This is a genomic window from Cellulomonas sp. B6, from assembly GCF_001462455.1.
Lineage (GTDB): Bacteria > Actinomycetota > Actinomycetes > Actinomycetales > Cellulomonadaceae > Cellulomonas.
Map to the genome: position 1 here is coordinate 1 of NZ_LNTD01000231.1, position 21,231 is coordinate 21,231.

The 21,231-nt window shown below is 75.0% G+C and carries 21 protein-coding genes; 10 read left to right on the forward strand and 11 right to left on the reverse strand.

The annotated features are described in order from the left end of the window. The coding region (locus tag ATM99_RS17010; protein ID WP_062104008.1) for an ABC transporter ATP-binding protein at positions 1-903 on the reverse strand (903 nt) is incomplete at its 3' end. Positions 904-1,129: 226 nt separating this feature from the next. Here ATM99_RS17010 and ATM99_RS17015 point away from each other — a divergent pair. Then, complete coding sequence (locus ATM99_RS17015) at positions 1,130-1,960, forward strand: Bax inhibitor-1/YccA family protein (protein WP_062104009.1); 831 nt, start codon at positions 1,130-1,132, stop codon at positions 1,958-1,960. Between the two features lie 98 nt (positions 1,961-2,058). Here ATM99_RS17015 and ATM99_RS17020 read toward each other — a convergent pair whose 3' ends face one another. Beyond that, positions 2,059-2,700 carry a zinc ribbon domain-containing protein gene (locus ATM99_RS17020; RefSeq protein WP_223305234.1) on the reverse strand — a complete coding sequence of 214 codons (642 nt, stop codon included), beginning with the start codon at positions 2,698-2,700 and terminating at the stop codon, positions 2,059-2,061. A gap of 122 nt (positions 2,701-2,822) precedes the next feature. Between ATM99_RS17020 and ATM99_RS17025 the strand changes: the two genes are divergently transcribed. The 3 genes from ATM99_RS17025 to ATM99_RS17035 all read left to right on the forward strand — a co-directional run bounded on the left by ATM99_RS17025 (position 2,823) and on the right by ATM99_RS17035 (position 6,261). After that, positions 2,823-3,668, forward strand: coding sequence for a hypothetical protein (locus tag ATM99_RS17025; RefSeq protein ID WP_062104010.1), 846 nt, complete (start codon positions 2,823-2,825; stop codon positions 3,666-3,668). 13 nt (positions 3,669-3,681) lie between these two features. Next, entirely contained in the window at positions 3,682-5,088 is a 1,407-nt protein-coding gene (locus ATM99_RS17030; RefSeq protein WP_062104011.1) for a cystathionine beta-synthase, read from the forward strand. A gap of 174 nt (positions 5,089-5,262) precedes the next feature. Further along, positions 5,263-6,261, forward strand: a complete 999-nt coding sequence (locus ATM99_RS17035) for an acetylxylan esterase (RefSeq protein WP_062104012.1) — start codon at positions 5,263-5,265, stop codon at positions 6,259-6,261. Positions 6,262-6,283: 22 nt separating this feature from the next. On the opposite strand, the gene ATM99_RS17040 is transcribed toward ATM99_RS17035, so the two are convergent. Both ATM99_RS17040 and ATM99_RS17045 read right to left on the reverse strand, forming a co-directional pair. Next, on the reverse strand, positions 6,284-6,877 hold the full coding sequence (locus ATM99_RS17040; protein WP_062104013.1) for a TetR-like C-terminal domain-containing protein: 594 nt from the start codon (positions 6,875-6,877) through the stop codon (positions 6,284-6,286). Then, positions 6,874-7,752 (reverse strand): alpha/beta fold hydrolase, encoded by an 879-nt coding sequence (locus ATM99_RS17045; RefSeq protein ID WP_062104014.1) that lies wholly within the window; start codon positions 7,750-7,752, stop codon positions 6,874-6,876. The genes ATM99_RS17040 and ATM99_RS17045 overlap by 4 nt, the downstream gene beginning before the upstream one ends. A 122-nt stretch (positions 7,753-7,874) precedes the next feature. Here ATM99_RS17045 and ATM99_RS17050 point away from each other — a divergent pair, with 122 nt between their 5' ends. After that, the gene (locus ATM99_RS17050) at positions 7,875-8,279 is read left to right on the forward strand and encodes an FKBP-type peptidyl-prolyl cis-trans isomerase (protein WP_046530277.1); all 405 of its coding nucleotides are present in this window, start codon (positions 7,875-7,877) and stop codon (positions 8,277-8,279) included. A 214-nt stretch (positions 8,280-8,493) separates the two neighbouring features. Here the strand turns inward: ATM99_RS17050 and ATM99_RS17055 are convergent, their stop codons facing one another. The 4 genes from ATM99_RS17055 to msrA all read right to left on the reverse strand — a co-directional run bounded on the left by ATM99_RS17055 (position 8,494) and on the right by msrA (position 13,327). Then, entirely contained in the window at positions 8,494-9,756 is a 1,263-nt protein-coding gene (locus ATM99_RS17055) for an FAD-binding protein (protein WP_062104015.1), read from the reverse strand. A 35-nt stretch (positions 9,757-9,791) separates the two neighbouring features. Next, positions 9,792-10,667, reverse strand: a complete 876-nt coding sequence (locus tag ATM99_RS17060; RefSeq protein WP_062104025.1) for a CPBP family intramembrane glutamic endopeptidase — start codon at positions 10,665-10,667, stop codon at positions 9,792-9,794. 26 nt (positions 10,668-10,693) lie between these two features. Further along, positions 10,694-12,265: an ATP-dependent DNA ligase gene (locus ATM99_RS17065; protein ID WP_062104016.1), complete on the reverse strand. Its 1,572-nt coding sequence runs from the start codon at positions 12,263-12,265 to the stop codon at positions 10,694-10,696. A gap of 384 nt (positions 12,266-12,649) precedes the next feature. Beyond that, positions 12,650-13,327: a peptide-methionine (S)-S-oxide reductase MsrA gene (gene msrA / locus ATM99_RS17070; RefSeq protein ID WP_062104026.1), complete on the reverse strand. Its 678-nt coding sequence runs from the start codon at positions 13,325-13,327 to the stop codon at positions 12,650-12,652. Positions 13,328-13,454: 127 nt separating this feature from the next. On the opposite strand from msrA, the gene ATM99_RS19780 reads away from it, so the two are divergent. Beyond that, positions 13,455-15,791, forward strand: a complete 2,337-nt coding sequence (locus ATM99_RS19780; protein ID WP_062104017.1) for a cystathionine gamma-synthase — start codon at positions 13,455-13,457, stop codon at positions 15,789-15,791. After that, entirely contained in the window at positions 15,788-16,999 is a 1,212-nt protein-coding gene (gene ilvA, locus ATM99_RS17080; RefSeq protein ID WP_062104018.1) for a threonine ammonia-lyase, read from the forward strand. The genes ATM99_RS19780 and ilvA overlap by 4 nt, the downstream gene beginning before the upstream one ends. Before the next feature lie 59 nt (positions 17,000-17,058). On the opposite strand, the gene greA is transcribed toward ilvA, so the two are convergent. Together greA and ATM99_RS17090 are read right to left on the reverse strand one after the other, a co-directional pair. Next, on the reverse strand, positions 17,059-17,544 hold the full coding sequence (gene greA / locus ATM99_RS17085; protein WP_062104019.1) for a transcription elongation factor GreA: 486 nt from the start codon (positions 17,542-17,544) through the stop codon (positions 17,059-17,061). A 213-nt stretch (positions 17,545-17,757) separates the two neighbouring features. Beyond that, positions 17,758-18,162 (reverse strand): DUF4307 domain-containing protein, encoded by a 405-nt coding sequence (locus tag ATM99_RS17090; RefSeq protein WP_062104020.1) that lies wholly within the window; start codon positions 18,160-18,162, stop codon positions 17,758-17,760. Between the two features lie 152 nt (positions 18,163-18,314). Between ATM99_RS17090 and mca the strand changes: the two genes are divergently transcribed. The 3 genes from mca to ATM99_RS17105 are packed head-to-tail and all read left to right on the forward strand — an operon-like array spanning position 18,315 to position 20,475. After that, the gene (mca, locus tag ATM99_RS17095) at positions 18,315-19,202 is read left to right on the forward strand and encodes a mycothiol conjugate amidase Mca (protein ID WP_062104021.1); all 888 of its coding nucleotides are present in this window, start codon (positions 18,315-18,317) and stop codon (positions 19,200-19,202) included. After that, positions 19,199-19,633, forward strand: coding sequence for a hypothetical protein (locus ATM99_RS17100; RefSeq protein WP_062104022.1), 435 nt, complete (start codon positions 19,199-19,201; stop codon positions 19,631-19,633). Before mca ends, ATM99_RS17100 begins: the two co-directional genes overlap by 4 nt. Further along, on the forward strand, positions 19,630-20,475 hold the full coding sequence (locus ATM99_RS17105; RefSeq protein WP_062104023.1) for a nitrilase-related carbon-nitrogen hydrolase: 846 nt from the start codon (positions 19,630-19,632) through the stop codon (positions 20,473-20,475). The genes ATM99_RS17100 and ATM99_RS17105 overlap by 4 nt, the downstream gene beginning before the upstream one ends. A gap of 25 nt (positions 20,476-20,500) precedes the next feature. On the opposite strand, the gene ATM99_RS17110 is transcribed toward ATM99_RS17105, so the two are convergent. Then, a partial coding sequence (locus ATM99_RS17110; protein WP_062104027.1) for a hemolysin III family protein occupies positions 20,501-21,231 on the reverse strand: 731 nt, incomplete at its 5' end.

Genomic DNA, 21,231 nt, shown 5'->3' on the forward strand with positions numbered 1-21,231 from the left:
CACGCCCGAGCGGTACTCGACCGCGTCGGACGTGAGCGCCATGTAGGCCTGCTCGAGCGAGCCGCTGACGGGCGTCAGCTCGTGCAGCACGTAGCGCGACGCGGCCGCGAGCTCGCCGATCTCGGCGGCGGACGGGCCGCGCACCTCGATGAGGCCGGGCTCGATCGCGTCGACCGTGGCCTGCGGGCCGGACAGCGCGGCCGCGAGCTCGGACGCGTGCGGGCTGCGCACGCGCACGGTCGTCGTCGTGGCCCGCGACACGATCTCGCTCACGGGGCCGGCCGCGACGATCTTGCCGCGGCCGATGACGAGCAGGTCGTCGGCGGTGACCGCGACCTCGCTCATGAGGTGCGAGGACAGGAAGATCGTGCGGCCCTCGGACGCCAGGTGCTTGGCCAGGCCTCGCACCCACGCGACGCCCTCGGGGTCGAGGCCGTTGACGGGCTCGTCGAGGATGAGGGTGTGCGGGTCGCCGAGCAGCGCGGCGGCGATGCCGAGGCGCTGACCCATGCCGAGCGAGAAGCCCTTGACGCGCTTCTTGGCCACGGCGGACAGGCCCGCGAGCTCGATGACCTCGTCGACGCGCTTCGTGCCGATGCCGTGGGTGGCGCCGAGCGCGCGCAGGTGCTGGCGCGCCGAGCGGCCCGGGTGCACGGCCTTGGCCTCGAGCAGCGCGCCGACCTCGGTCAGCGGCGCCGCGGAGCGTGCGAAGGGCTTGCCCTGCACCGTCACGGTGCCGGCCGTCGGCTTGTCGAGGCCGACGATCATGCGCATGGTCGTCGACTTGCCCGCGCCGTTGGGCCCGAGGAAGCCGGTCACGCGGCCGGGCCTCACCGTGAAGCTGATGTCGTCGACCGCGGTCTTGCTGCCGTACCGCTTGGTCAGTCCGTGCGCCTCGATCATCACGTCCCCTGGGTTCGGTGTGTGGTCACGGCGACGACGCTATGCCCCACCGGTGGCCGCGCGGCACCCTCCGGCGACCGATCTCACGGCGCGGGCCTCATCCGCGAGAACGAGGCCGGAGGTCGCAGCCTCGCTCCTGCGCCCGGTGGGGAACGTCCGGGGCGGCGGCTACGTTGAGATCCACGTCGACAGAACTTCCCCGGCCGGCCACGACCAGGAGAGCCGCATGACCAACCCCGTCTTCAGCAACAGTCCCGTCTTCGGGGACCCGCGCCAGCAGCGCGGGCGCCAGCAGGGCGGCGTCCAGCAGGCACCCGCGTGGGGCACGCCCGGCGCGCAGGCCGCCGACGCCGTCACGCTCGAGCAGATGTACGACGCGCCCACCGCGACCCCGCGTGACACGGGCCGCCTCACGTACGACGACGTCATCGTCAAGACGGGCGGGCTGCTCGCGCTGCTCGTCGTGGTCGGCGCCGCGACGTGGACCCTCGCACCCGGCCTGTGGATCGTCGGCGCGCTCGCGGGCCTCGTGCTCGGGCTCGTCAACGCGTTCAAGAAGAACCCGAGCCCGGTGCTCATCACGCTGTACACGGTCGCGCAGGGCATGTTCCTGGGCGGCATCAGCGCCTTCTACGAGACCCGGTACGACGGGATCGTCGGGCAGGCGGTGCTCGCGACGCTGTCGGTGTTCGCGGTGTCGCTGTTCCTGTTCCGCTCGGGCAAGGTGCGTGTCACGCCCAAGTTCCGGCGCGCGGTGCTCATCGGCATCGTCGGGTACCTCGTGTACTCGCTGGTCAACCTCGGCCTCATGCTCTTCGGCGTGGGTGGCGGCGACTACGGCCCGCTGCGCTCGGGCTGGCTCGGCGTCGGCATCGGGCTGCTCGCCGTCGGCCTCGCGGCCGCGAGCCTGATCATGGACTTCGACGCGATCAAGCGCGGCGTCGATCAGGGGGCCCCGGCCAAGATGGCGTGGGCGGCCGCGTTCGGCCTCATCGTCACGCTGGTCTGGCTCTACCTCGAGCTGCTGCGCCTGCTGGCGATCCTTCGCGGCGACTGACCCGCCGACAGCACGGGTACGACGACGCCCCGCCGACCTTCGGGTCGGCGGGGCGTCGTGACGTCGTGGGCACGTCCGCGTGTGCCTGTCCGGGCGCGTCAGGGGCCCGAGGGCGTCCCGCACTCGCTGCAGAACTTCGCCGTCACCGGGTTGGTCGCGGAGCACGACGTGCACGTGCGCTCGGCCGCGAGCGATCCGCCGCACTCCTGGCAGAACCTCCCGCCGCCCGACTGCGCGCCGCACGACGGGCAGCGTGCGATCGACTGCGTCCGCAGGTCCATGCCGGCCGTGAGGTCGGTCGTCGCGAGCCGCTCGGTGATCTGCGCGCGACGCGCCTCGGCCTGCAGCTGCGCGAGCTGCTCGGCCAGCACGGGCGAGCAGCGCACGCACTGCCCGATCTCGTCGTTCCAGCACACGTCGCCGCACACCCAGTCGCCGCAGCCGCGGCACTGGTGGAACCGGTCCGCGATCTGCCCGACGGCCTGCCGCATCGCGCGGTCCTTGGCCACCGAGTTGGTGCCGCGGTCGAGCAGGCTGTCGGCCGCGCTGCTGAGCTGCGAGAACCGGCCGCCCAGCAGGTTGCCCAGGCCGCGCGCCAGGTTCTGACCCGTCTCGCGCAGGTCACGCTGGAACGCCGAGCGGTACCCGTTGCCGCAGCGCTCGCAGCGGAACTCGAACTGGTACCCGTCGGCGTTGGACAGGTCCCGCACGTTGTCGGTGAACGGCACTGCCTCGGTCACGTTCGCTCCTCGTCGGCGGTGGACCCGCCCACCCGTTCCTTGACGCGCCTACCGCGCTCGGCGAGATTAACCGACGGATCGTCACGTCCCCGCCAGGTCACCCGCACGGAGGAACCTTCCGCATGCGTCCGTCCCGCACGCTCCCCGTGCTCTCCCTGCTCGCCGTCCCGCTGCTGCTCGCCGCGTGCGCGGGCGGCACCCCGGCCGCGTCCCCCAGCACGTCCGCGCCCGCCGCCGGTGGGGTCCCCGGTGGCACGCCTGCGGCGTCCGCCGAGCCGCCCGCCGGCCCGGTCCTGCCCGCGTCGTGCGCCGCCATCACGCTCGAGACGGGGGCGCGCATCGCGAGCGCCGACCTCGCGGCGTGCCTCACCGACTTCCTCCGCGCCGCAGGCAGCGGGCGGTTCGAGATCCGGCTGGCCGATCACGTGGCCGACCAGCGCTGGGCGCTCGTCGACGGCGGGCTCTACGCCCTCGGGACGAGCGACGGCGAGCCGTCGGTGGCCGTGACGCCCGACACGGGGTGGATGTTCACCGACGGCGCGTGGGTGCAGGCCGACCCGGAGGGCACGTCGGACCAGATGCTCGCCGCCTACGGCGTCGACGGGTACCGCTCGACCAGCGAGCCGCAGATGACGTACGCCATGATCGCCGTCGCGCCCGGGTTCACGGTCGGCGAGCGCACCGAGGTCGAGCTCGCCGACGGCACGACGACGTCGCTGTGGCCGATCCGCGCGGACGCGCCGTTCCAGCCGGTCCCCGCGATCCCCGCGACGACGACCGACCTCGTGGTGTGGACCGAGGTTCCCGGCCCGACCGCGCGGATCGACGTCACGGGCGACGCGGTCGGCGGCGACGGCCAGACGACCTCGGGCACGTCGACGACGTTCTACGAGGACTGGGGCCAGGGCGTCGACCTCACGGAGATCGAAGAGCTGGTCGGCGCACCCCTGCCGCTCCCGGGTCGATGAGAGGATCGGGCGCGTGAAGTACGCCCAGCACATCTCCGAGCTCGTCGGCGGCACCCCGCTCGTGCGGCTCTCGTCCGTGACCACCGGCCTGACCGCCACCATCCTGGCGAAGGTCGAGTACATGAACCCCGGCGGGTCGGTGAAGGACCGCATCGCGCTGCGCATGATCGAGGCCGCCGAGGCCTCGGGCGAGCTGCAGCCGGGCGGCACGATCGTCGAGCCGACGTCGGGCAACACCGGCGTCGGGCTCGCGCTCGTCGCGCAGCGCAAGGGGTACCGCTGCGTGTTCGTCTGCCCCGACAAGGTCAGCCAGGACAAGCGCGACGTGCTGCGCGCGTACGGCGCCGAGGTCGTCGTGACGCCCACGGCCGTGCCGCCCGACCACCCCGACTCGTACTACTCGGTGTCGGACCGCATCGCTGCGCAGACGCCGGGCGCGTGGAAGCCGAACCAGTACGCCAACCCGAACGGGCCGGCGAGCCACTACGCGAGCACCGGCCCCGAGATCTGGGCCGACACCGAGGGGCGGATCACGCACCTCGTCGCGGGCGTCGGCACGGGCGGCACCATCACGGGCACCGGTCGCTACCTGCACGACGCGTCGGCGGACCGCGCGCAGGCCGACGGCGGCCGCGTCGTCGTGGTCGGCGCCGACCCCGCGGGCTCGGTGTACTCGGGCGGCGACGGGCGGCCCTACCTCGTCGAGGGCGTGGGCGAGGACTTCTGGCCGACCGCGTACGACCCGTCGGTGCCGGACGAGATCATCGCGGTGTCGGACGCCGACTCGTTCGCGATGACGCGGCGCCTGGCGCGCGAGGAGGGGCTGCTGGTCGGCGGCTCGTGCGGCATGGCCGTCGAGGCGACGCTGCGGCACGCGCGGGCCCTGCAGGAGCGCGACCCGCAGGCCGCGGCGCGCGCGGTGTACGTCGTGATCCTCCCCGACAGCGGCCGCGGCTACATGTCGAAGATCTTCAACGACTCGTGGATGCGCTCGTACGGCTTCCTCGCGGGCGGCGAGGGCGCGACGGTCGCGGACGTGCTGCGCACCAAGGGCGGCGACCTGCCCGCGCTGGTCCACACGCACCCGACCGAGACCGTGCGCGACGCGATCGAGATCCTGCGCGAGTACGGCGTCTCGCAGATGCCCGTGGTCGGCGCCGAGCCGCCCGTGATGATCGGTGAGGTCGCGGGCGCCGTGAGCGAGCGCGAGCTGCTCGACGCGGTGTTCTCGGGCGCCGCGTCGCTCGCGGACCGCGTCGACGCGCACATGTCCGCGCCGCTGCCGCTCATCGGCTCGGGTGAGCCGGTCGACGCCGCGCGCGCGGCGCTCGAGAAGGCCGACGCGCTCATGGTCGTCGACGACGGCCGGCCCGTGGGCGTGCTCACGCGCCACGACCTGCTGGGGTTCCTCGCGCGCTGACGCGGAGACCGGCGGGAACCCCGCCGACCTGCACGGACGGTGCGTCGCCCGGGTGCCGCACCGTCCGTGGCGTTCCGCGGTGCGGCGTCCGGGAAGCGCTTGCGACCGCGCTAGCATCGCTGCGCCGGTCCCGGGTGCCCCCTTCCCGGGCCACTGCCCGGAGGTGCACCCGCGATGGCGCTGTACGACCTGCCCCTGCCCGAGCTCGAGCGCTACCTGCCCGAGCTCGACGAGCCCGCCGACCTCGACGAGTTCTGGGCGACGACGCTCGCGGAGACGCGCGCGTTCGACCTGGACGTGCGTCGCGAGCCGTACGACGCGGGGCTCGCGCTGGTCGACGTCGAGGACGTGACGTTCGCCGGGTTCGGCGGCCACCCCGTCAAGGCGTGGGTGACGCGCCCCGCGGGCTCGGCCACGGACGGGTCGTCGCTGCCCGCGGTCGTCGAGTTCATCGGCTACGGCGGCGGTCGCGGGCGCCCGCACGAGCGGCTCGCGTGGGCCGCGGCGGGCTACGTGCACCTGCTCATGGACACGCGCGGCCAGGGGTCGCGCTGGGGGAGCGGCGGCGACACCCCCGACCCCGTGGGCGCGGGCCCGCAGGTGCCCGGGTTCATGACGCGCGGGATCCTCGACCCGGCGGACCACTACTACCGGCGCGTCTTCACCGACGGCGTGCGCGCGGTCGAGGCCGTGCGGTCGCTGCCGGGCGTCGACCCCGAGCGCGTGGTCGTCACGGGCGGGTCGCAGGGCGGCGGCATCACGCTCGCGGTCGCCGGGCTCACGGAGGGCCTCGCGGGCGTCATGCCCGACGTGCCGTTCCTGTGCCACGTGCCGCGCGCGATCGCGCTGGTCGACACCGACCCGTACCACGAGGTCGTCACGTACCTCGCGGTGCACCGCGACCACAAGGACGCCGCGATGCGCACGCTGTCCTACCTCGACGGCGTGCACCTGGGTCGCCGCGCGACCGCGCCGACGCTGTTCTCGGTCGCGCTGCGCGACCCGATCTGCCCGCCGTCGACCGTGTTCGCGGCGTACAACCACTACGGCACGCTCGCGCCCGAGCGCCCCGCGCAGTCCATCGAGGTCTACGAGTTCAACGAGCACGAGGGCGGGCAGGGCTTCCAGGTCGACGCGCAGCTGCGCTGGCTGCGGGACGTGCTGGCCCGCTGACGGCCGCGCGCGGCGGGCGGGCTCAGGTGCCGTCCGCCGCGCGGCGCAGCCCCGCGACCAGCCCGTCGACGAGGTACGCGAAGCTCGTCCCGACGTCCTCGGACATGCCGAAGCCGCCCTCGAGCTCGAGCACGACGAACCCGTGCACGCCCGCGCGCACGGCCCGCACGGCGTCGACGCGCCGCTCGGGCGGGACGCCCAGGTCGGCGACGAGCGCCGCGAGGCGGTCGACCGCGCGCAGGCTCGTGGCGTGCACCTCGCCCGCGTCCGCGTGCGACAGCCAGCCGCCCTGCACGGCCTGGTAGCGGGCGGGGCGCCGGCGCGCCCAGTCGCGGATGGCGTGCGCGACGGTCCGCAGGCGCGCGTCGGGGCCGTCCGCGGTGGCGGCGGCCGTCGCGACGACGTCGTCGAGCTCGGTCACCGCGCGCAGCGCGACCTCGCGCCGCAGGCCCGGCAGCCCCTCGACGTGCTTGTAGAGGCTGGGCACCGCGACGCCCGCGCGCGCCGCGACGGCGGCGAGCGAGAGCGCCTGCCACGCCTGCGGGCCGCCCGCGTCGACGACCGCGAGGGCGTGCTCGGTGACGGCGGCCCGGTCGAGCCCGGCGCGCGGGCTCACGCGTCGCCGCCCGTCGCCGGGGCGCCACCCGGTGCGGCGGCGCCGCTCGTGCGCGGCAGTCCCGCGAGGAAGTCGACGAGCGCGGGTGCGACGAGGTCGGGGCGCTGGTGCTGCGGGTAGTGGCCCGCCTCGGGCACGAGCAGCCCGGTGACGGCACCGTGCGGGACGGCCGCGAGGGTCGCGGCGTGCGTGGCCGCGGGGTCCTTCGTCTCGGGGTCGAGCGCGCCGGAGACGACGAGGACGGGCACGCGCACCTCGTCGAGCAGCGTGCGGTGCCCACCCGCCGTCAGCGCGAGGGCGAGGGTGCGCAGCTGCCCGAGCGCGCCGGGCGTGCGGAGCGCGCGCCGCAGGTCGGCGAGGTGCGCGTCGGTCCACGGGGCGCGGCGGCCCTTCAGCAGGCTGCCGTAGAACCACGCCCACGCCGCGGCGCCCCACGGGCGGGCCAGCAGCAGGCGGACCTGCGCCGTGACGGCGCGGCCCGCGGGCTCGTCGTTCGCGGCGTAGGCGAGCAGCGCGACGCCGCGGACCCGCGCCGGCTCGAGGGCGGCGACGCCTGCGACCGACCCGGCCGCGAAGGACGAGCCGACGAGCACGGCGGGGTGGTCGGCGTCGACGCCCAGCGCGTCGAGCAGGGCCGACACGTCCTGCGCGGTGGGCTCGACGCCGTGGCGGGTGAACGCGTGCGTGCCGTCGCCGTGGCCGCGCACGTCGGTGACGACGACGCGGTGGCCGGCGGTCACGAGCGGGTCGACGAGGTCGCGGTAGGAGGACCGCAGGTCGCCCATGCCGGGCACGAGGACGACGGTCGTGCCGTCGTCGGGGCCGTGGACCTCGTAGGAGACGGTGCCCTCGGGCACGGTGAGGAGGTGTGTCATGGCGCAAAGCTAATACCATTAGCCGACGGTGTCCATCCGCCGAGGGTGAACGGCGCCGCGCACCCCCACCGTGCGCAGGGCAGGATGGGCGGGCACTGTCACCCACCGAAGGAGAAGTCGACATGGCCGCAGCGCTGCCCGAGGTCTCGGGCGCTCCCGGCACCAAGCCCACGCTCACGTTCCCGGACGCGCAGCCGTCGGGTGAGCTCGAGGTCGTGGTGCTCAGCCGCGGCGACGGCGCGCTCGTCGAGGCGGGTCAGGACATCGAGGTGCACTACCTCGGCCAGTCGTGGCAGGGCGGTGTCTTCGACAACTCGTTCGACCGCGGGTCGTCCATCAGCTTCCCGATCGGCGTCGGCGCCGTCATCGCGGGCTGGGACGAGGGCCTCGTCGGCCAGCAGGTCGGCTCGCGCGTGCTGCTCTCGATCCCGTCGCACCTCGCGTACGGTGACCGCGGCGTGCCGCAGGCCGGCATCAAGGGCGGCGACACGCTCGTCTTCGTCGTCGACATCGTCGGCGTCAGCTGACGTCGCAGCACGCAGCGCGGACGGCCGGCACCCGCGGGTGCCGGCCGTCCGTGCGTCCTCGGTGCAGCGTCCGCGCTGTGCGGAGCCGCTCGGCCTCGCACGCCGTGGCCTGCCGCGGCTCGTCGCTCTCGGTAGGCGCGCGCCGTGTGCGGCGTTGCGGCGGGTGAGCGGCCGCAACGCCGCACAGGATCGACCCGCGGACGGCTGCGCGCCCTCAGCGCAGCCCGACGCGGCGCAGGAAGTCGTTGGCGAACACGCCCTCGGGGTCGCGACGCCGCAGGAGGGCCCGCGCGTCGTCCCACCGCGGGTAGAGGTCCTGCCAGGTCCGCCCGGCGCCCGGACCGGCGAAGAGCTTGCCCCAGTGCGGGCGCGCGTCGAACGGCGCGAGCGCCGCCTCGATCACGGGCAGCACGGCCTCGACCTCGGCGCGGCGTGGCTGCCACGTGAAGTGCAGTCCCACGCGGTCGCCGCCGTGGGCGGTGGACAGCCACAGGTCGTCGCCCGCGATCGAGCGGATCTCGCTGATCATCAGCAGCGGCGACACCTGGTCGCTCAGCCCGCGCAGCGCCTCGATCGCGGCGACCGCATGCGCGCGGGGCACGAGCCACTCGGACTGCAGCTCGGCACCCGCGCTGGGCGTGAACTCGAGCCGGAAGTGCGGCAGGCGCTCGTGCCACGGCCCGGGCACACCGCCCTGCTGCGTGCACGCCGCGGGGTCCTGACCGGGCACGGGGTGCACGGGGCCCTCGGCGGGGCGCGCGCCCGCGAGCACGGCGTCGTCCCCGAGGGTCCCGGCGTCGACCCGGTGCTTGCGCCACACCTGGCCGACGGCGTCGCCGGTCCAGTCGGTGAACAGGCTCACGGAGTACGCCGAGCCCATGATCGCGTCGAACCGCCCGAGCGCGGCGTCCCACGGCAGGTCGAGCCACACCTCCTGCGCGACGTCGTACGTCGGCTGGATCGCGAGGGTCACGCGCGTGACGACGCCCAGCGCGCCGAGGCCCACGACCGACGCCGCGAGCTCGGGATCGTCGGGGCCCAGGACGCGCACCTCGCCGCCCGCTCCCACCACCTCCAGGCCACGGACCACCGCCGACAGGTTGGGCGACGCGTCGCCCGAGCCGTGCGTGGCCGTCGCGACCGTGCCGGCGACCGCGATGTGCGGCAGCGAGGCCATCGTGTGCAGGGCCCAGCCCGCGGCGTGCAGGTCGCGCGCGAGCTCGCCGTACCGGACGCCCGCGCCGACGGTCACGGTGCGGGCGTCGGGGTCGACGACGGTCGGGACCTCGAGCCGGTCGAGCGCGACGAGCGTGCCGGGGGAGTCGGCGAGGTCGTGGAACGAGTGCCGCGAGCCGATCGCGCGCACGTGCTGCGCGCCGGCGACGAGCTCGGCGACGTCGGTGACGCTCGTGGGGTGCACGAGCGGTCCGCCGCGGAACGTGTGGCTGCCGGCCCAGGTGGTGAGCGCGTCGGTCATGGGGTCCTGCCTCTCGGGTGGTGCGGCGCGACGGTTCAGCGCGCGGGTGCGGTGACGAAGACGTCGAACAGCTCGGGGGTGTGGGCGTGCACGAGCACCATGAAGACGACGGCGTCGAACAGCAGGTGCACGACCAGCACGTAGGTGAGGGACTTGGTGAGGTTGAACGTGAAGCCCTGGATGAGGGCGAACGGGATCGTCAGGAGCGGGCCCCACTCGCGGTAGCCGAGCTCCCACAGGAACGACACGAAGACGAGCGCCTGCAGCGCGTTCGCGGTCCACAGGCCGAAGTGCCGGCGCAGCAGCGCGAAGACGATGCAGATGAAGAACAGCTCGTCCCACGTGCCGACGGCGTTGACGCCGACGAGCAGGCGCGCGACCTCGTGCCCCTCCACGACCGTGGGCCAGTTCTGGTAGGCGCCCGAGTCGAGGAAGTAGAACGGCAGCACGAGGTACCCGGCGCCCACGACGAACAGCAGGTACGCCCACTGCGTGCGCGTCCACCGCCGGCCCGTGCGCCACGGGAACCGGATGACGTCGTCGCCGTTGACGTGCCGCGACAGCACATACGGGATGACGACGGCCAGCGACAGCGCGATCGTGAAGCGGACCATGCCGAGGTCGGACAGGTCGGCGCCGAGCGGGATGGTCGACACGATGACCATGCCGGTCGCGACCACGAGCAGGTCGCGGCCCAGCACGCGGTCGACCGCCCACGCGAGCAGCACGCCCACGACGAGCGGGACGTACGCGAGCGGCCGCACGTGCAGCGCGAACATGAGCACGGCCGAGCCGCACACGAGCGCGGCGGCGAGCACGCGCCACGCGTGGCGGTGCCCCGCGCGCGTCGTCGTGCGCTCCTCCGCGATCTCCGTCGACCCCACGGACCCACCATGCCAAACGTTTGCCATGCGGTCGATCACCTTCCGGTGGTCGGTCACGGCGCGGCGAGCGCGCGCACCGTGTCGATCGTGTCCGCCTCGGCGGCGGACCTGTCCTCGCGGTACCGCAGGACCCGCGCGAACCGCAGCGCGAACCCGCCCGGGTAGCGCGTCGAGCGCTGCAGCCCGTCGAACGCGACCTCGACGACCTGCTCGGGCCGCAGCGTGACCGTCCAGCCGTCGTCCGCGACCTCCAGCTCGCGGAACCGTGCGGTCTGCCACGCGAGGATCTCGTCGGTCATGCCCTTGAACGTCTTGCCCAGCATCACGAACCCGCCCGTCGCGGGGTCCCGTGCGCCCAGGTGGATGTTCGACAGCAGCCCGGACCGCCGCCCCGACCCCCGCTCGACGGCCAGCACCACGAGGTCGAGCGTGTGCCGCGGCTTGACCTTGACCCATGCGGCCCCGCGGCGCCCCGCCTCGTACGGGGCGTCGGACGCCTTGACGACCACGCCCTCCTGCCCGGCGGCGACGACGGACCGGAAGTGCTCGGCCGCCACGGCCGGGTCGCTCGTGACCACCCGCTGCACGACGTGCGGCGCCGCGACCCGGTCCAGCACGGCCAGCCGCTCGCGCAGCGGCGCGTCGAGCAGGTCGCGGCCGTCGACGTGCAACACGTCGAAGAAGTACGGCGTGAGCGTCGTCGCGCCCGCGAGGTCGGCGTCGCGCGTGGCGCTGCGCGAGGCCGTCTCCTGGAACGGGCGTGGGCGGCCGTCGGCGTCGAGCGCGAGCGCCTCGCCGTCCAGCACGAGCGTGCGCGCGGGCAGCGCGCGGACGGCCGCGACGAGCTCGGGCACGCGCGCCGTCACGTCGTCCAGGCTGCGCGTGTACACGCGCACGTCGTCCCCGTCGCGGTGCACCTGGACCCGGATGCCGTCGAGCTTGGTGTCGACGACCACCCGCGCCGCCGGACCGTCGGCGGTCCCCGCCCGCTCGAGGAGCTGGGCCAACGCCGTCGGCACGTCGGGCGCGGACTGCGCGAGCATCGGCCGCACCGGCCGCCCCACGGTGAGCGTGAACCCCGCGAGGGCGGTCCGGGCGTCCTCGGGGGAGGGTGCGGCCAGCGCGGCGACGGCGACCGCCTCGGTCTCGCCCGCGAGCATCGCGGCGCGCCGCACGACGTCGGCGGGGACGCCCGCGGCCTCGGCGACCGCGTCGAGCAGCAGCGCGTCCAGCGCGCCCTGGCGCAGCTCACCGCTGACGAGCCCCCGCAGCAGGTGCTGCTCGCGTCCGGTCGCGGCGCCGAACAGCGCGCGGGCGGCGTCGGTGCGGGCCGTGGCGGACCCGGGGCCGGACATCTCCGCCATCGTCGCGAACGCGGCGTCGACCTCCGCGACCGTCAGCGTCGGCGCGTCCGCCGGCCCCGGCATCCCGGCCAGCGACCGCCAGCCCAGGCCCGTGCGCCGCTGCCGCAGCTCGCCCGCGAGGTAGCGCGCCACGACCGCGACGTCGTGCGGCCCGTCGGCCGCCGCGCGCCGCAGCACGTCGACCAGCACGGCGCGCTTGGCGAGCCGCGACCGCGTCGCGGCCACGCGGGCGGACGCGTCGGCGACGTCGTCGAGCAGCATGCGCCCATCCTCACCTGCGGCACCGACACCCGCCCGGCGGGTGACGGCCCGCGCCCGTCGTCTCACGGCGAAGGGCCGTGACCGGATCGCCCTCTCACCGGGTGGGTGTGTGACTGGATTGCACTCTCACCGGGCGGGTGTGTGACCGGATCGCACTCTCACTGCGTGGGTGTGTGACTGGATCGCACTCTCACCGGGTGGTGAGAGTGCGATCCAGCACCGCCTGGCCGAGGGGCGGGCGCTCTCCACCGGATCTCGCGGTGGGGGTGCGGTGACCGGGGCGCCCTTTCGCGGTGGGGGTGCGGTGAGTGGATCGCACTCTCGCGGGGGGTGTCGTGAGTGGATCGCACTCTCACCCGGTGGTGAGAGGGCGATCCGGCTCGGTCAGGCCGAGGGGACCGGGCAGGCGACCCCGGTGGAGTTCACCGGGCAGTACCCCGCCGGGTTCTTCCTGAGGTACTGCTGGTGGTAGTCCTCGGCGTAGTAGAACGTGCCGGCCTCCTCGACCGGGCGGATCTCCGTCGTCACGTCCCCGTAGCCACGGGCCTTGAGGACCGGCGCGAACGCGTCGCGCGTCTCCTGCGCGGCCGCGCCCTGCTCGGGCGTCGTGAAGAACACCGCGGAGCGGTACTGCGTGCCCACGTCGTTGCCCTGGCGGAAGCCCTGGGTGGGGTCGTGCTCCTCCCAGAAGTGCCGCAGCAGGTCGACGTCGGACAGCACGGTCGGGTCGTACGCGACCATCACCGTCTCGGTGTGGCCCGTGCGGCCCGTGCACGTCTCCTCGTACGTCGGGTAGGGCGTGAACCCGCCCATGTAGCCGACGGCCGTGGTGACGACGCCGGGCAGCTGCCACGCCTCCTTCTCGGCGCCCCAGAAGCACCCCGAGGCCAGGTACAGCACGCGCGTGCCGTCGGGCCAGGGGCCCTGCAGCGGCGTGCCCAGCACCGCGTGCGTCGACGGGACCGCGTAGGGGTACCCGTCCCGTCCCTTGAGGGCGTGCTCCGCGTCCACCATCGTGGTGCGCAGCGACGAGCCCAGCAGCGTCTCGAACAGCGAGGCCATGACCGTCTCCTTGTCGTCGGGTCCACGACGTGCAACAGGCGCACCGTGGCCGGTGTTCCGCGTGCCGTGCGCCACCGCCGGCGCGTGGGTCTGCGCCGCACCGCGTGCCACGGCCTAGCCTGGGGGCGTGACCCACGACCCGCTCGCGCAGCCCCACGACTGGTCCGCCGCCGGCTTCTCGACCCGCGCCATCCACGCAGGTCAGGACCCGGACCCCCGCACCGGGGCGGTGGTGACGCCGATCCACCAGGTCTCGACGTACAAGCAGGACGGCGTCGGCGGCCTGCGGGACGGCTACGAGTACTCCCGCTCGGCCAACCCGACGCGCGACGCGCTGCAGGAGGCGCTCGCGGCCGTCGAGGGCGGTGCGGCGGCGTTCGCGTTCGCGTCGGGTCTCGCCGCGGAGGACGCGCTGCTGCGCTCGGTGCTGCGCCCCGGCGACCACGTCGTCGTCCCCGACGACGCGTACGGCGGCACGTACCGCCTGATCGCACGCGTGCTGGGCCCGTGGGGGATCGACCACACGCCCGTCGACCTGTCCGACCCCGACGCGGTGCTCGCCGCGATCCAACCGGGCCGCACCAAGGCGATCTGGGTCGAGACGCCCACCAACCCGCTGCTCGGGATCGCCGACATCGCGGCGATCGCGACGCACGCGCAGTCGCACGGCGCCGTGCTCGTCGTCGACAACACGTTCGCGACGCCGTACCTGCAGCAGCCGCTCGCGCTGGGTGCCGACGCGGTCGTGCACTCGACCACGAAGTACGTCGGCGGGCACTCCGACGTCGTCGGCGGCGCGGTCGTCGTCGCCGACGGCGCGCAGCTGCCCGCGGGCATGGAGGGCCCCACCGGCACGACGTCGCTGCGCGACGCGGTCGGGTTCCTGCAGAACGCGTCGGGCGCCGTCGCGGGCCCGTTCGACGCGTGGCTCACGCTGCGCGGCCTCAAGACCCTCGCGGTGCGCATGGACCGCCACGTCGCCAACGCCGAGGCCGTCGCGCGGTTCCTCGTCGACCACCCCGGCGTCACCGAGGTCCTGTGGCCCGGCCTGCCCGAGCACCCCGGTCACGAGGTCGCGGCCCGGCAGATGCGCGGGTTCGGCGGCATGGTCGCGTTCCGCACCGGCTCCGCCGACTCGGCGGTCGCCGTGTGCGCCGCGACGCACGTGTTCACGCTCGCCGAGTCCCTCGGGGGCGTCGAGTCGCTGATCGAGCACCCCGGCCGCATGACGCACGGCTCCGTCGCGGGCACCGCGCTCGAGGTCCCCGACGACCTCGTGCGGCTGTCCGTGGGCATCGAGGACGTCGAGGACCTGCTCGCCGCCCTGGCCCTGGGGGTCTGGGGGCTGGCGGTCCTCAAGGTCATCGTCGTGCCGGTGGCGATCGCGCTGCTGCTCACGGTCCTGCTCTCACCGCTCGTGCACACGCTGCAGCGGTGGCTGCGGCTGCCGCGCGCCGCGGCGTCGGGGCTCGCGGTCGTGCTGCTGATCGCGCTGGTCGCGGGGCTGCTGACGCTCGCCGGCCAGTCCATCGTCAACGGAGTCACCGAGCTGTGGGACCAGGCCAGCGACGGCGTCACCAAGCTCGTCGACTGGTTGTCGGAGGGCCCGCTGCACCTCGGCACGGCCGACATCGACCAGTGGATCACGCAGCTGCAGGACGCCGCCGCGTCGAGCGCCGACCAGATCGCCTCGGGCGCGCTGTCGGTGGGCGTCACGGTCGGGCACGTGGCCGCGGGCACGCTCATCGCGCTGTTCTGCACGCTGTTCTTCCTCATCGACGGGCGAGGCATCTGGGCGTGGCTCGTCGGCCTGCTGCCCCGCGGCTCGCGCGAGCGCGTCCACCAGGCCGGCCGCCGCGGCTGGGTCACCCTCGGCGCCTACACGCGCACGCAGATCCTCGTCGCGGGCGTCGACGCGATCGGCATCGGCGCCGGTGCGGCGATCCTGCAGCTGCCGCTCGCGATGCCGCTGGCCGTGCTCGTGTTCTTCGGCTCGTTCATCCCGTTCGTCGGCGCGATCGTCACGGGCGCCATCGCGGTGCTCGTCGCGCTCGTCACGCAGGGCTGGGTGTCGGCGCTGATCATGCTGGGCATCGTGCTGCTCGTGCAGCAGCTCGAGGGGCACGTGCTGCAGCCCTTCCTCATGGGGCACGCGGTGTCGCTGCACCCGGTCGCGGTGCTGCTCGTCGTCACGTCCGGCTCGCTGGTCGCCGGGATCGTCGGCGCGCTGTTCGCGGTGCCGATCGCGGCGGTCGTCAACACCGTCGTGCTGTACCTGCACGGGCACGACAAGTTCCCGCAGCTCGGCACGCACGACCACGTGCCCATCCGCGCCAAGGGCCACCCCGTGGTCGACCGCGCGATCGCGGCCGCCGCCGAGGCCGAGTCCGAGGCCGACGCGGCCCGCCACGAGCACGGCCCCGCGCGCGGCACCACGGCGGGCGACCCGCCGGTCGGCCCGTGATCGGCCCGGCCGACGTCCGCGCCGCGGCCACGCTGCTCGAGGGCGTCGCCGAGCGCACGCCCGTGCAGCGCAGCCGCGCGCTGTCCGAGCTGACCGGCACGGACGTGTGGCTCAAGTGCGAGAACCTGCAGCGGGCCGGCTCGTTCAAGATCCGCGGCGCCTACACGCGCATGGCGCGGCTGACGGCCGAGGAGAAGGCGCGCGGCGTCGTCGCGGCCAGCGCCGGCAACCACGCGCAGGGCGTCGCGCTCGCGGCCAGGCTGCTGGGCATCGACGCGGTGATCTTCATGCCGGTCGACGCCGCGCTGCCCAAGCTCGCGGCGACCCGCGGCTACGGCGCGCGCGTCGAGCTCGCGGGCACGTCGGTCGACGAGGCGCTCGTGCACGCCCACGCGCACGCCGAGCGCACCGGCGCCGTGCTCATCCACCCGTTCGACCACCCCGACGTCGACGCCGGGCAGGGCACGGTCGCGCTCGAGATCCTCGAGCAGGTGCCGGACGTCGGCACGGTCGTCGTGCCCGTGGGCGGCGGCGGTCTGGCCGCCGGCATCGCCGCCGCGCTCGACGAGCGCCCCGACGTGCGCGTGGTCGGCGTGCAGGCGGCCCGCGCGGCCGCCTACCCGGTCTCGCTGGCCGCGGGGCACCCCGTGCCGGCGACCGAGCTGCGGACGATGGCCGACGGCATCGCCGTCGGCACGCCCGGCGACGTGCCGTTCGAGGTCCTGGCGAGCCACCAGGTGCCCGTGCGGACCGTGTCCGAGGAGGACCTGTCGCGCGCGCTGCTGCTCGTCGCGGAGCGCGCCAAGCTCGTCGTCGAGCCGTCCGGTGCGGCGGCCGTCGCGGCGCTCATGGCCGACCCGCGCGGCGTCGTGGGCGACGACGGACGCCCCGTGGTGTGCGTGCTGTCGGGCGGCAACATCGACCCGCTCGTGCTGCTGCGCGTCGTGCGGCACGGCCTGGCGTCCGCCGGGCGCTACCTGCACCTGCACGTCGTCGTCGAGGACACTCCCGGCGCGCTCGCGGACCTGCTGCGCGAGGTCGCGGCGCGGGGCGGCAACGTCATGCACGTGTCGCACCTGCGCACGGGTGGCGACCTCGCGTTCAGCGACGTCGCGATCGACCTGCAGATCGAGACCAAGGGCTCCGAGCACTGCGCGGCCGTGCTCGCCGGCCTGCGCGCCGCGGGCTATCGCATCGGCGACGCCTGAACGCACGCGGGGGACGCCACCGGGTCTCCGGTGCGTCCCCCGCGTGACGGGTCGTGCGGTCAGCCGACGAACGGGCTCGCCGCGGTGATCTCGACCGGGATCTGGCGGCCGTTCGGTGCCTCGTAGGACGTCGAGTCGCCGACCTTGTGCCCCTGGATCGCGGCGCCCAGCGGCGACGTGGGGGAGAAGACGTCGATGTCCGCCGTGCCCGCGATCTCGCGCGAGCCGAGCAGGAACGTCATCTCGTCGCCCGCGACGACCGCGGTCACGACCATGCCGGGCTCCACGACGCCGTCGTCCGGCGGCGTGCCGATCTGCACGTTGCGCAGCTTGGCCTGCAGCTCGCGGATGCGGGCCTCCTGCTTGGCCTGCTCCTCGCGCGCGGCGTGGTAGCCGCCGTTCTCCTTGAGGTCGCCCTCGTCGCGGGCCGCGGCGATGCGGTCCGCGATCTCCTTGCGACCCACCGACTCGAGGTGCGTGAGCTCCTCCTTGAGGCGGTCGTAGGCCTCCTGCGTCAGCCACGTGGCAGCAGTCGTGTCCGTCACGATCGCTCCTTCCTTGACTCCGGTGGCCGCCTGGTCGGCGGCGTAGGGGCCCCACGGGCCGGGACGTCACGAGGACGCGCGGTGCCGGGAGGGAGGGTGTGTTGCCGTCCCGCCGCGGTCGCGTCGACCTGTGCGTGACGCCGGACCGGGGGCGGCGTAAACCGACAGTCTACCAAGCGGCCCCGGTCGCGCTGACCCGGACGGGGGATCGGGTCACCCGTCCAGCGAGCACCCGTCGACCACCCCGGTGACGGCCAGCTCGACCGTGGGGACCGTGACGGTGACGCGGCGCGTGCGGTGGTCGGCCGGCGGCACGGGGACGTCCAGGACCCCCACCTGCGCGTACGACGAGGACAGCGCCTGCACGCGGCACGTGGCGGACCGGCCGACGTCGGTCGTCACGTCGAACGTGACCTCGGTCGAGGTGGCCCCGTCGACGCGGTACCCGACGGTCTGCCACTGCACCGGGTCGCGCAGCACGCCGCTGCCGACCCACCCGATCACGAGCATCGCGACCACGACGAGCGCCGCGAGGCCGAGGCGCTGCAGGCGGCGCGTCGCGTCGGTGGGTTCCGGTCCGTAGCGCCCGGCGGGCGGGCGGGGGGCCGGTGCGACCACGGTGGGGCCTCCTGCAGCGGTGTCGAGGGCGATGTCTGGGTGGCGTCGGGGCGCCTGTCGGAACCCTGCGTCCGTGACGTCGCGGGGAGTTCGCGCGACGCGTGAGGGATCATTGTCTCTCGTCCCACGACCTGCCACGGGAGGATCCTCAGGTGAGCACGGACCGGCTACGGCTGATGGCGGTGCACGCGCACCCGGACGACGAGTCCAGCAAGGGCGCCGCGACCACGGCACGCTACGCCGCGGAGGGCGTCGACGTGCTCGTCGTGACGTGCACCGGCGGCGAGCGCGGCGACGTGCTCAACCCGCACTACGGCCCCGCGCCGCAGGGCCTGGAGGCCATGCGCGAGGTGCGCCGCGCGGAGATGGCCGCGGCCGCCGCGGCGCTCGGGGTGCGCCAGCACTGGCTGGGCTTCGTCGACTCGGGCCTGCCCGAGGGCGACCCGCTGCCGCCCGTGCCCGAGGGCTCGTTCTCGCTCGTGCCGCTCGAGGAGGCGTCGGCGCCGCTCGTCGAGCTGGTCCGCGAGTTCCGGCCGCACGTCATCACGACGTACGACCCGACCGGTGGCTACCCGCACCCGGACCACATCATGTGCCACCGCGTCGGCGTCGAGGCGTTCGCCGCCGCGGGGGACCCCGAGCGCTACCGGGGCCGCGGCGAGCCGTGGACCCCGTTGAAGCTCTACTACAACCACGGCTTCTCGCTCGCGCGCATGCGAGCCGTGCACGACGCGGTCGTCGCGGCCGGCGGCGAGTCGCCGTTCAGCGACTGGATCGACTCGCGCCAGGCGCGCGAGGTGCCCGAGCGCGAGGTCACGACGCGCATCGAGTGCGCCGACTTCTTCGCGCACCGCGACGCCGCGCTGCGCGCCCACGCGACGCAGATCGACCCCGAGGGCTGGTTCTTCGCGGTCCCGCGCGAGGTCGAGCTCGCGACCTGGCGCGCCGAGGAGTACGAGCTCGCGGAGTCGCGCGTGCCGACGGCGCTGCCCGAGGACGACCTGTTCGCGGGGATCCGCGGCACGGAGCTCGCGCGGTGACGGGCCTGGCCGCGACCGCCCTCCTCACGGGCGTCGTGTGGACCGAGCGGCTGCCCGGCCCGACGTACGAGAGCCCGCAGGAGGGCTCCCCGGGGTTCGCCGGGTTCGTCGCGACGTTCCTGCTCGCGGTGGCGATCATCGCGCTCGCGGTCTCCTTCACGCGGCGCATGCGACGCGCGAGCCAGCGCGAGCGCGAGCGCGCGGCGACGGGGGCTCCCACGGTCGGCACCGGCGACGACGTGGCGGCGGACGCCGCGACCGACGCGACGACCACGGTCGCCGCGGCCGGCGGCGGGCTCCCGGACGACCCCGCGCCCGATGCGCCCGGCGTCGCCGACGACGCCGCGCCCACCGAGGGCGCCGCGTCCACCGACGAGGCGTCCACCGACGAGGCGTCCACCGACGACGAGGCGGCGGGCGGCCGCCGGTGAGCGAGCGGCCGGCACCGCCGCAGCGCCCGGCGGTGCGCGTCACGGTCGCGCAGCTCGAGGTCGGGCGCGACCGCGGGGCGAACCTGGTGGCGGCGCGCGACGCGCTGCGCACCGCGGGCCGTGTGCGGGCCGACGTCGCGGTGCTGCCCGAGTACGCGTCGGCGTACGACCCGCACGGCGTCGGCCCCGACCTCGCGGAGCCGCTCGACGGGCCGTTCGTCGGGATGCTGCGCGACGAGGCGCGCCGCGGCGGGTTCGCGGTGCTCGCGGGCACGACGCTGCCGGGCGGCGAGCCCGGGGGTGACGGGCAGCCGCGCGCCGTGAACGCCGTGGTCGCGGTCGACGCGGCCGGCGACGTCGCGGGCGTCTACCGCAAGGTGCACCTGTACGACGCGTTCGGGCACCGCGAGTCCGACCGGCTGGCGCCCGGCCCGGCGGACGCGCCGCCGCTGGTGCTCGACGTCGCGGGCCTGCGGCTGGGCGTCCTGACCTGCTACGACCTGCGGTTCCCGGAGTCGGCGCGGCGGCTGGTCGACGCGGGCGCCGACGTGCTGGTGGTGCCGGCCGCGTGGGTCGCGGGCGAGCTCAAGGCGATGCACTGGCGCACGCTCGCGGTCGCGCGGGCCATCGAGAGCACGGCGGCCGTCGTCGCGGTGGGGCAGGCGGGCAGGGGCGTCGTCGGGCGCTCGCTCGTCGTCGGGCCGGACGGGGTCGTGGGGCTCGAGCTCGACGAGACGCCGCAGGTGCGCACGGTCGACCTGGACGCCGCCGGTATCGCGGCCGCGCGCGAGGCGAACCCCGCGTTGACGCACCGTCGCTACGCGGTCGTGCCGCGCGGCTGACGCGCCGCGCCCGCGCCCGGGCGGCTCAGGACAGGTGGGCGGTCGCGAGCGCGACCGCCACGAAGTGGCACGAGTACCCGACGACCGTCAGCGCGTGGAAGATCTCGTGGAACCCGAACCACCGCGGGCTGGGGTTGGGGCGCTTGAGCCCGTAGACCACCGCGCCGACGGTGTAGGCGAGGCCGCCGACCGCGACGAACCACACGATCGCCGGGCCGCCCGACGTCCAGAACTGCGGCATGAACCCGACGGCCACCCAGCCGAGCGCCAGGTAGATCGGGACGTACACCCAGCGCGGCGCGCCGAGCCAGAAGACGCGGGCGAGCAGGCCCACGAGCGCGCCGGACCAGACCACCAGCAGCAGCGTGCGCGCGGTCGACGGCGGCAGCAGCAGCACCGCGAGCGGCGTGTAGGTGCCCGCGATGATGAGGAAGATGTTGGTGTGGTCGAGGCGGCGCAGCACGCCCGCGACGCGCGGCGACCATGTGCCGCGGTGGTAGACCGCGCTGGTCCCGAACAGCATGACGGCCGACAGGCCGAACACCGCGTTCGCCCAGCGGGCCGCGGCGGTGGGGGAGAGCACGACGAGCACGATCGACGCCGCGAGCGCGATCGGGGCGACGCCGGCGTGGATCCAGCCGCGCAGCCGCGGCTTGATCGCGTCGACGACCTGCTCCACGGCGTCGCCCACCGCGTCGGCCGCCCGGGCCACCAGGTCGTCGGTGCCGGGGCGGGGGGTGTCGCGTCCGGGGCGCG

Coding starts and splice junctions, on each gene's coding strand:
- ATM99_RS17015 (WP_062104009.1), top strand. CDS start 1,130: ATGACCAACCCCGTCTTCAGCAACAGTCCCGTCTTCGGGGACCCGCGC.
- ATM99_RS17025 (WP_062104010.1), top strand. CDS start 2,823: ATGCGTCCGTCCCGCACGCTCCCCGTGCTCTCCCTGCTCGCCGTCCCG.
- ATM99_RS17035 (WP_062104012.1), top strand. CDS start 5,263: ATGGCGCTGTACGACCTGCCCCTGCCCGAGCTCGAGCGCTACCTGCCC.
- ATM99_RS17045 (WP_062104014.1), bottom strand. CDS start 7,752: ATGACACACCTCCTCACCGTGCCCGAGGGCACCGTCTCCTACGAGGTC.
- ATM99_RS17050 (WP_046530277.1), top strand. CDS start 7,875: ATGGCCGCAGCGCTGCCCGAGGTCTCGGGCGCTCCCGGCACCAAGCCC.
- ATM99_RS17055 (WP_062104015.1), bottom strand. CDS start 9,756: ATGACCGACGCGCTCACCACCTGGGCCGGCAGCCACACGTTCCGCGGC.
- ATM99_RS17060 (WP_062104025.1), bottom strand. CDS start 10,667: ATGGCAAACGTTTGGCATGGTGGGTCCGTGGGGTCGACGGAGATCGCG.
- ATM99_RS17065 (WP_062104016.1), bottom strand. CDS start 12,265: ATGCTGCTCGACGACGTCGCCGACGCGTCCGCCCGCGTGGCCGCGACG.
- msrA (WP_062104026.1), bottom strand. CDS start 13,327: ATGGCCTCGCTGTTCGAGACGCTGCTGGGCTCGTCGCTGCGCACCACG.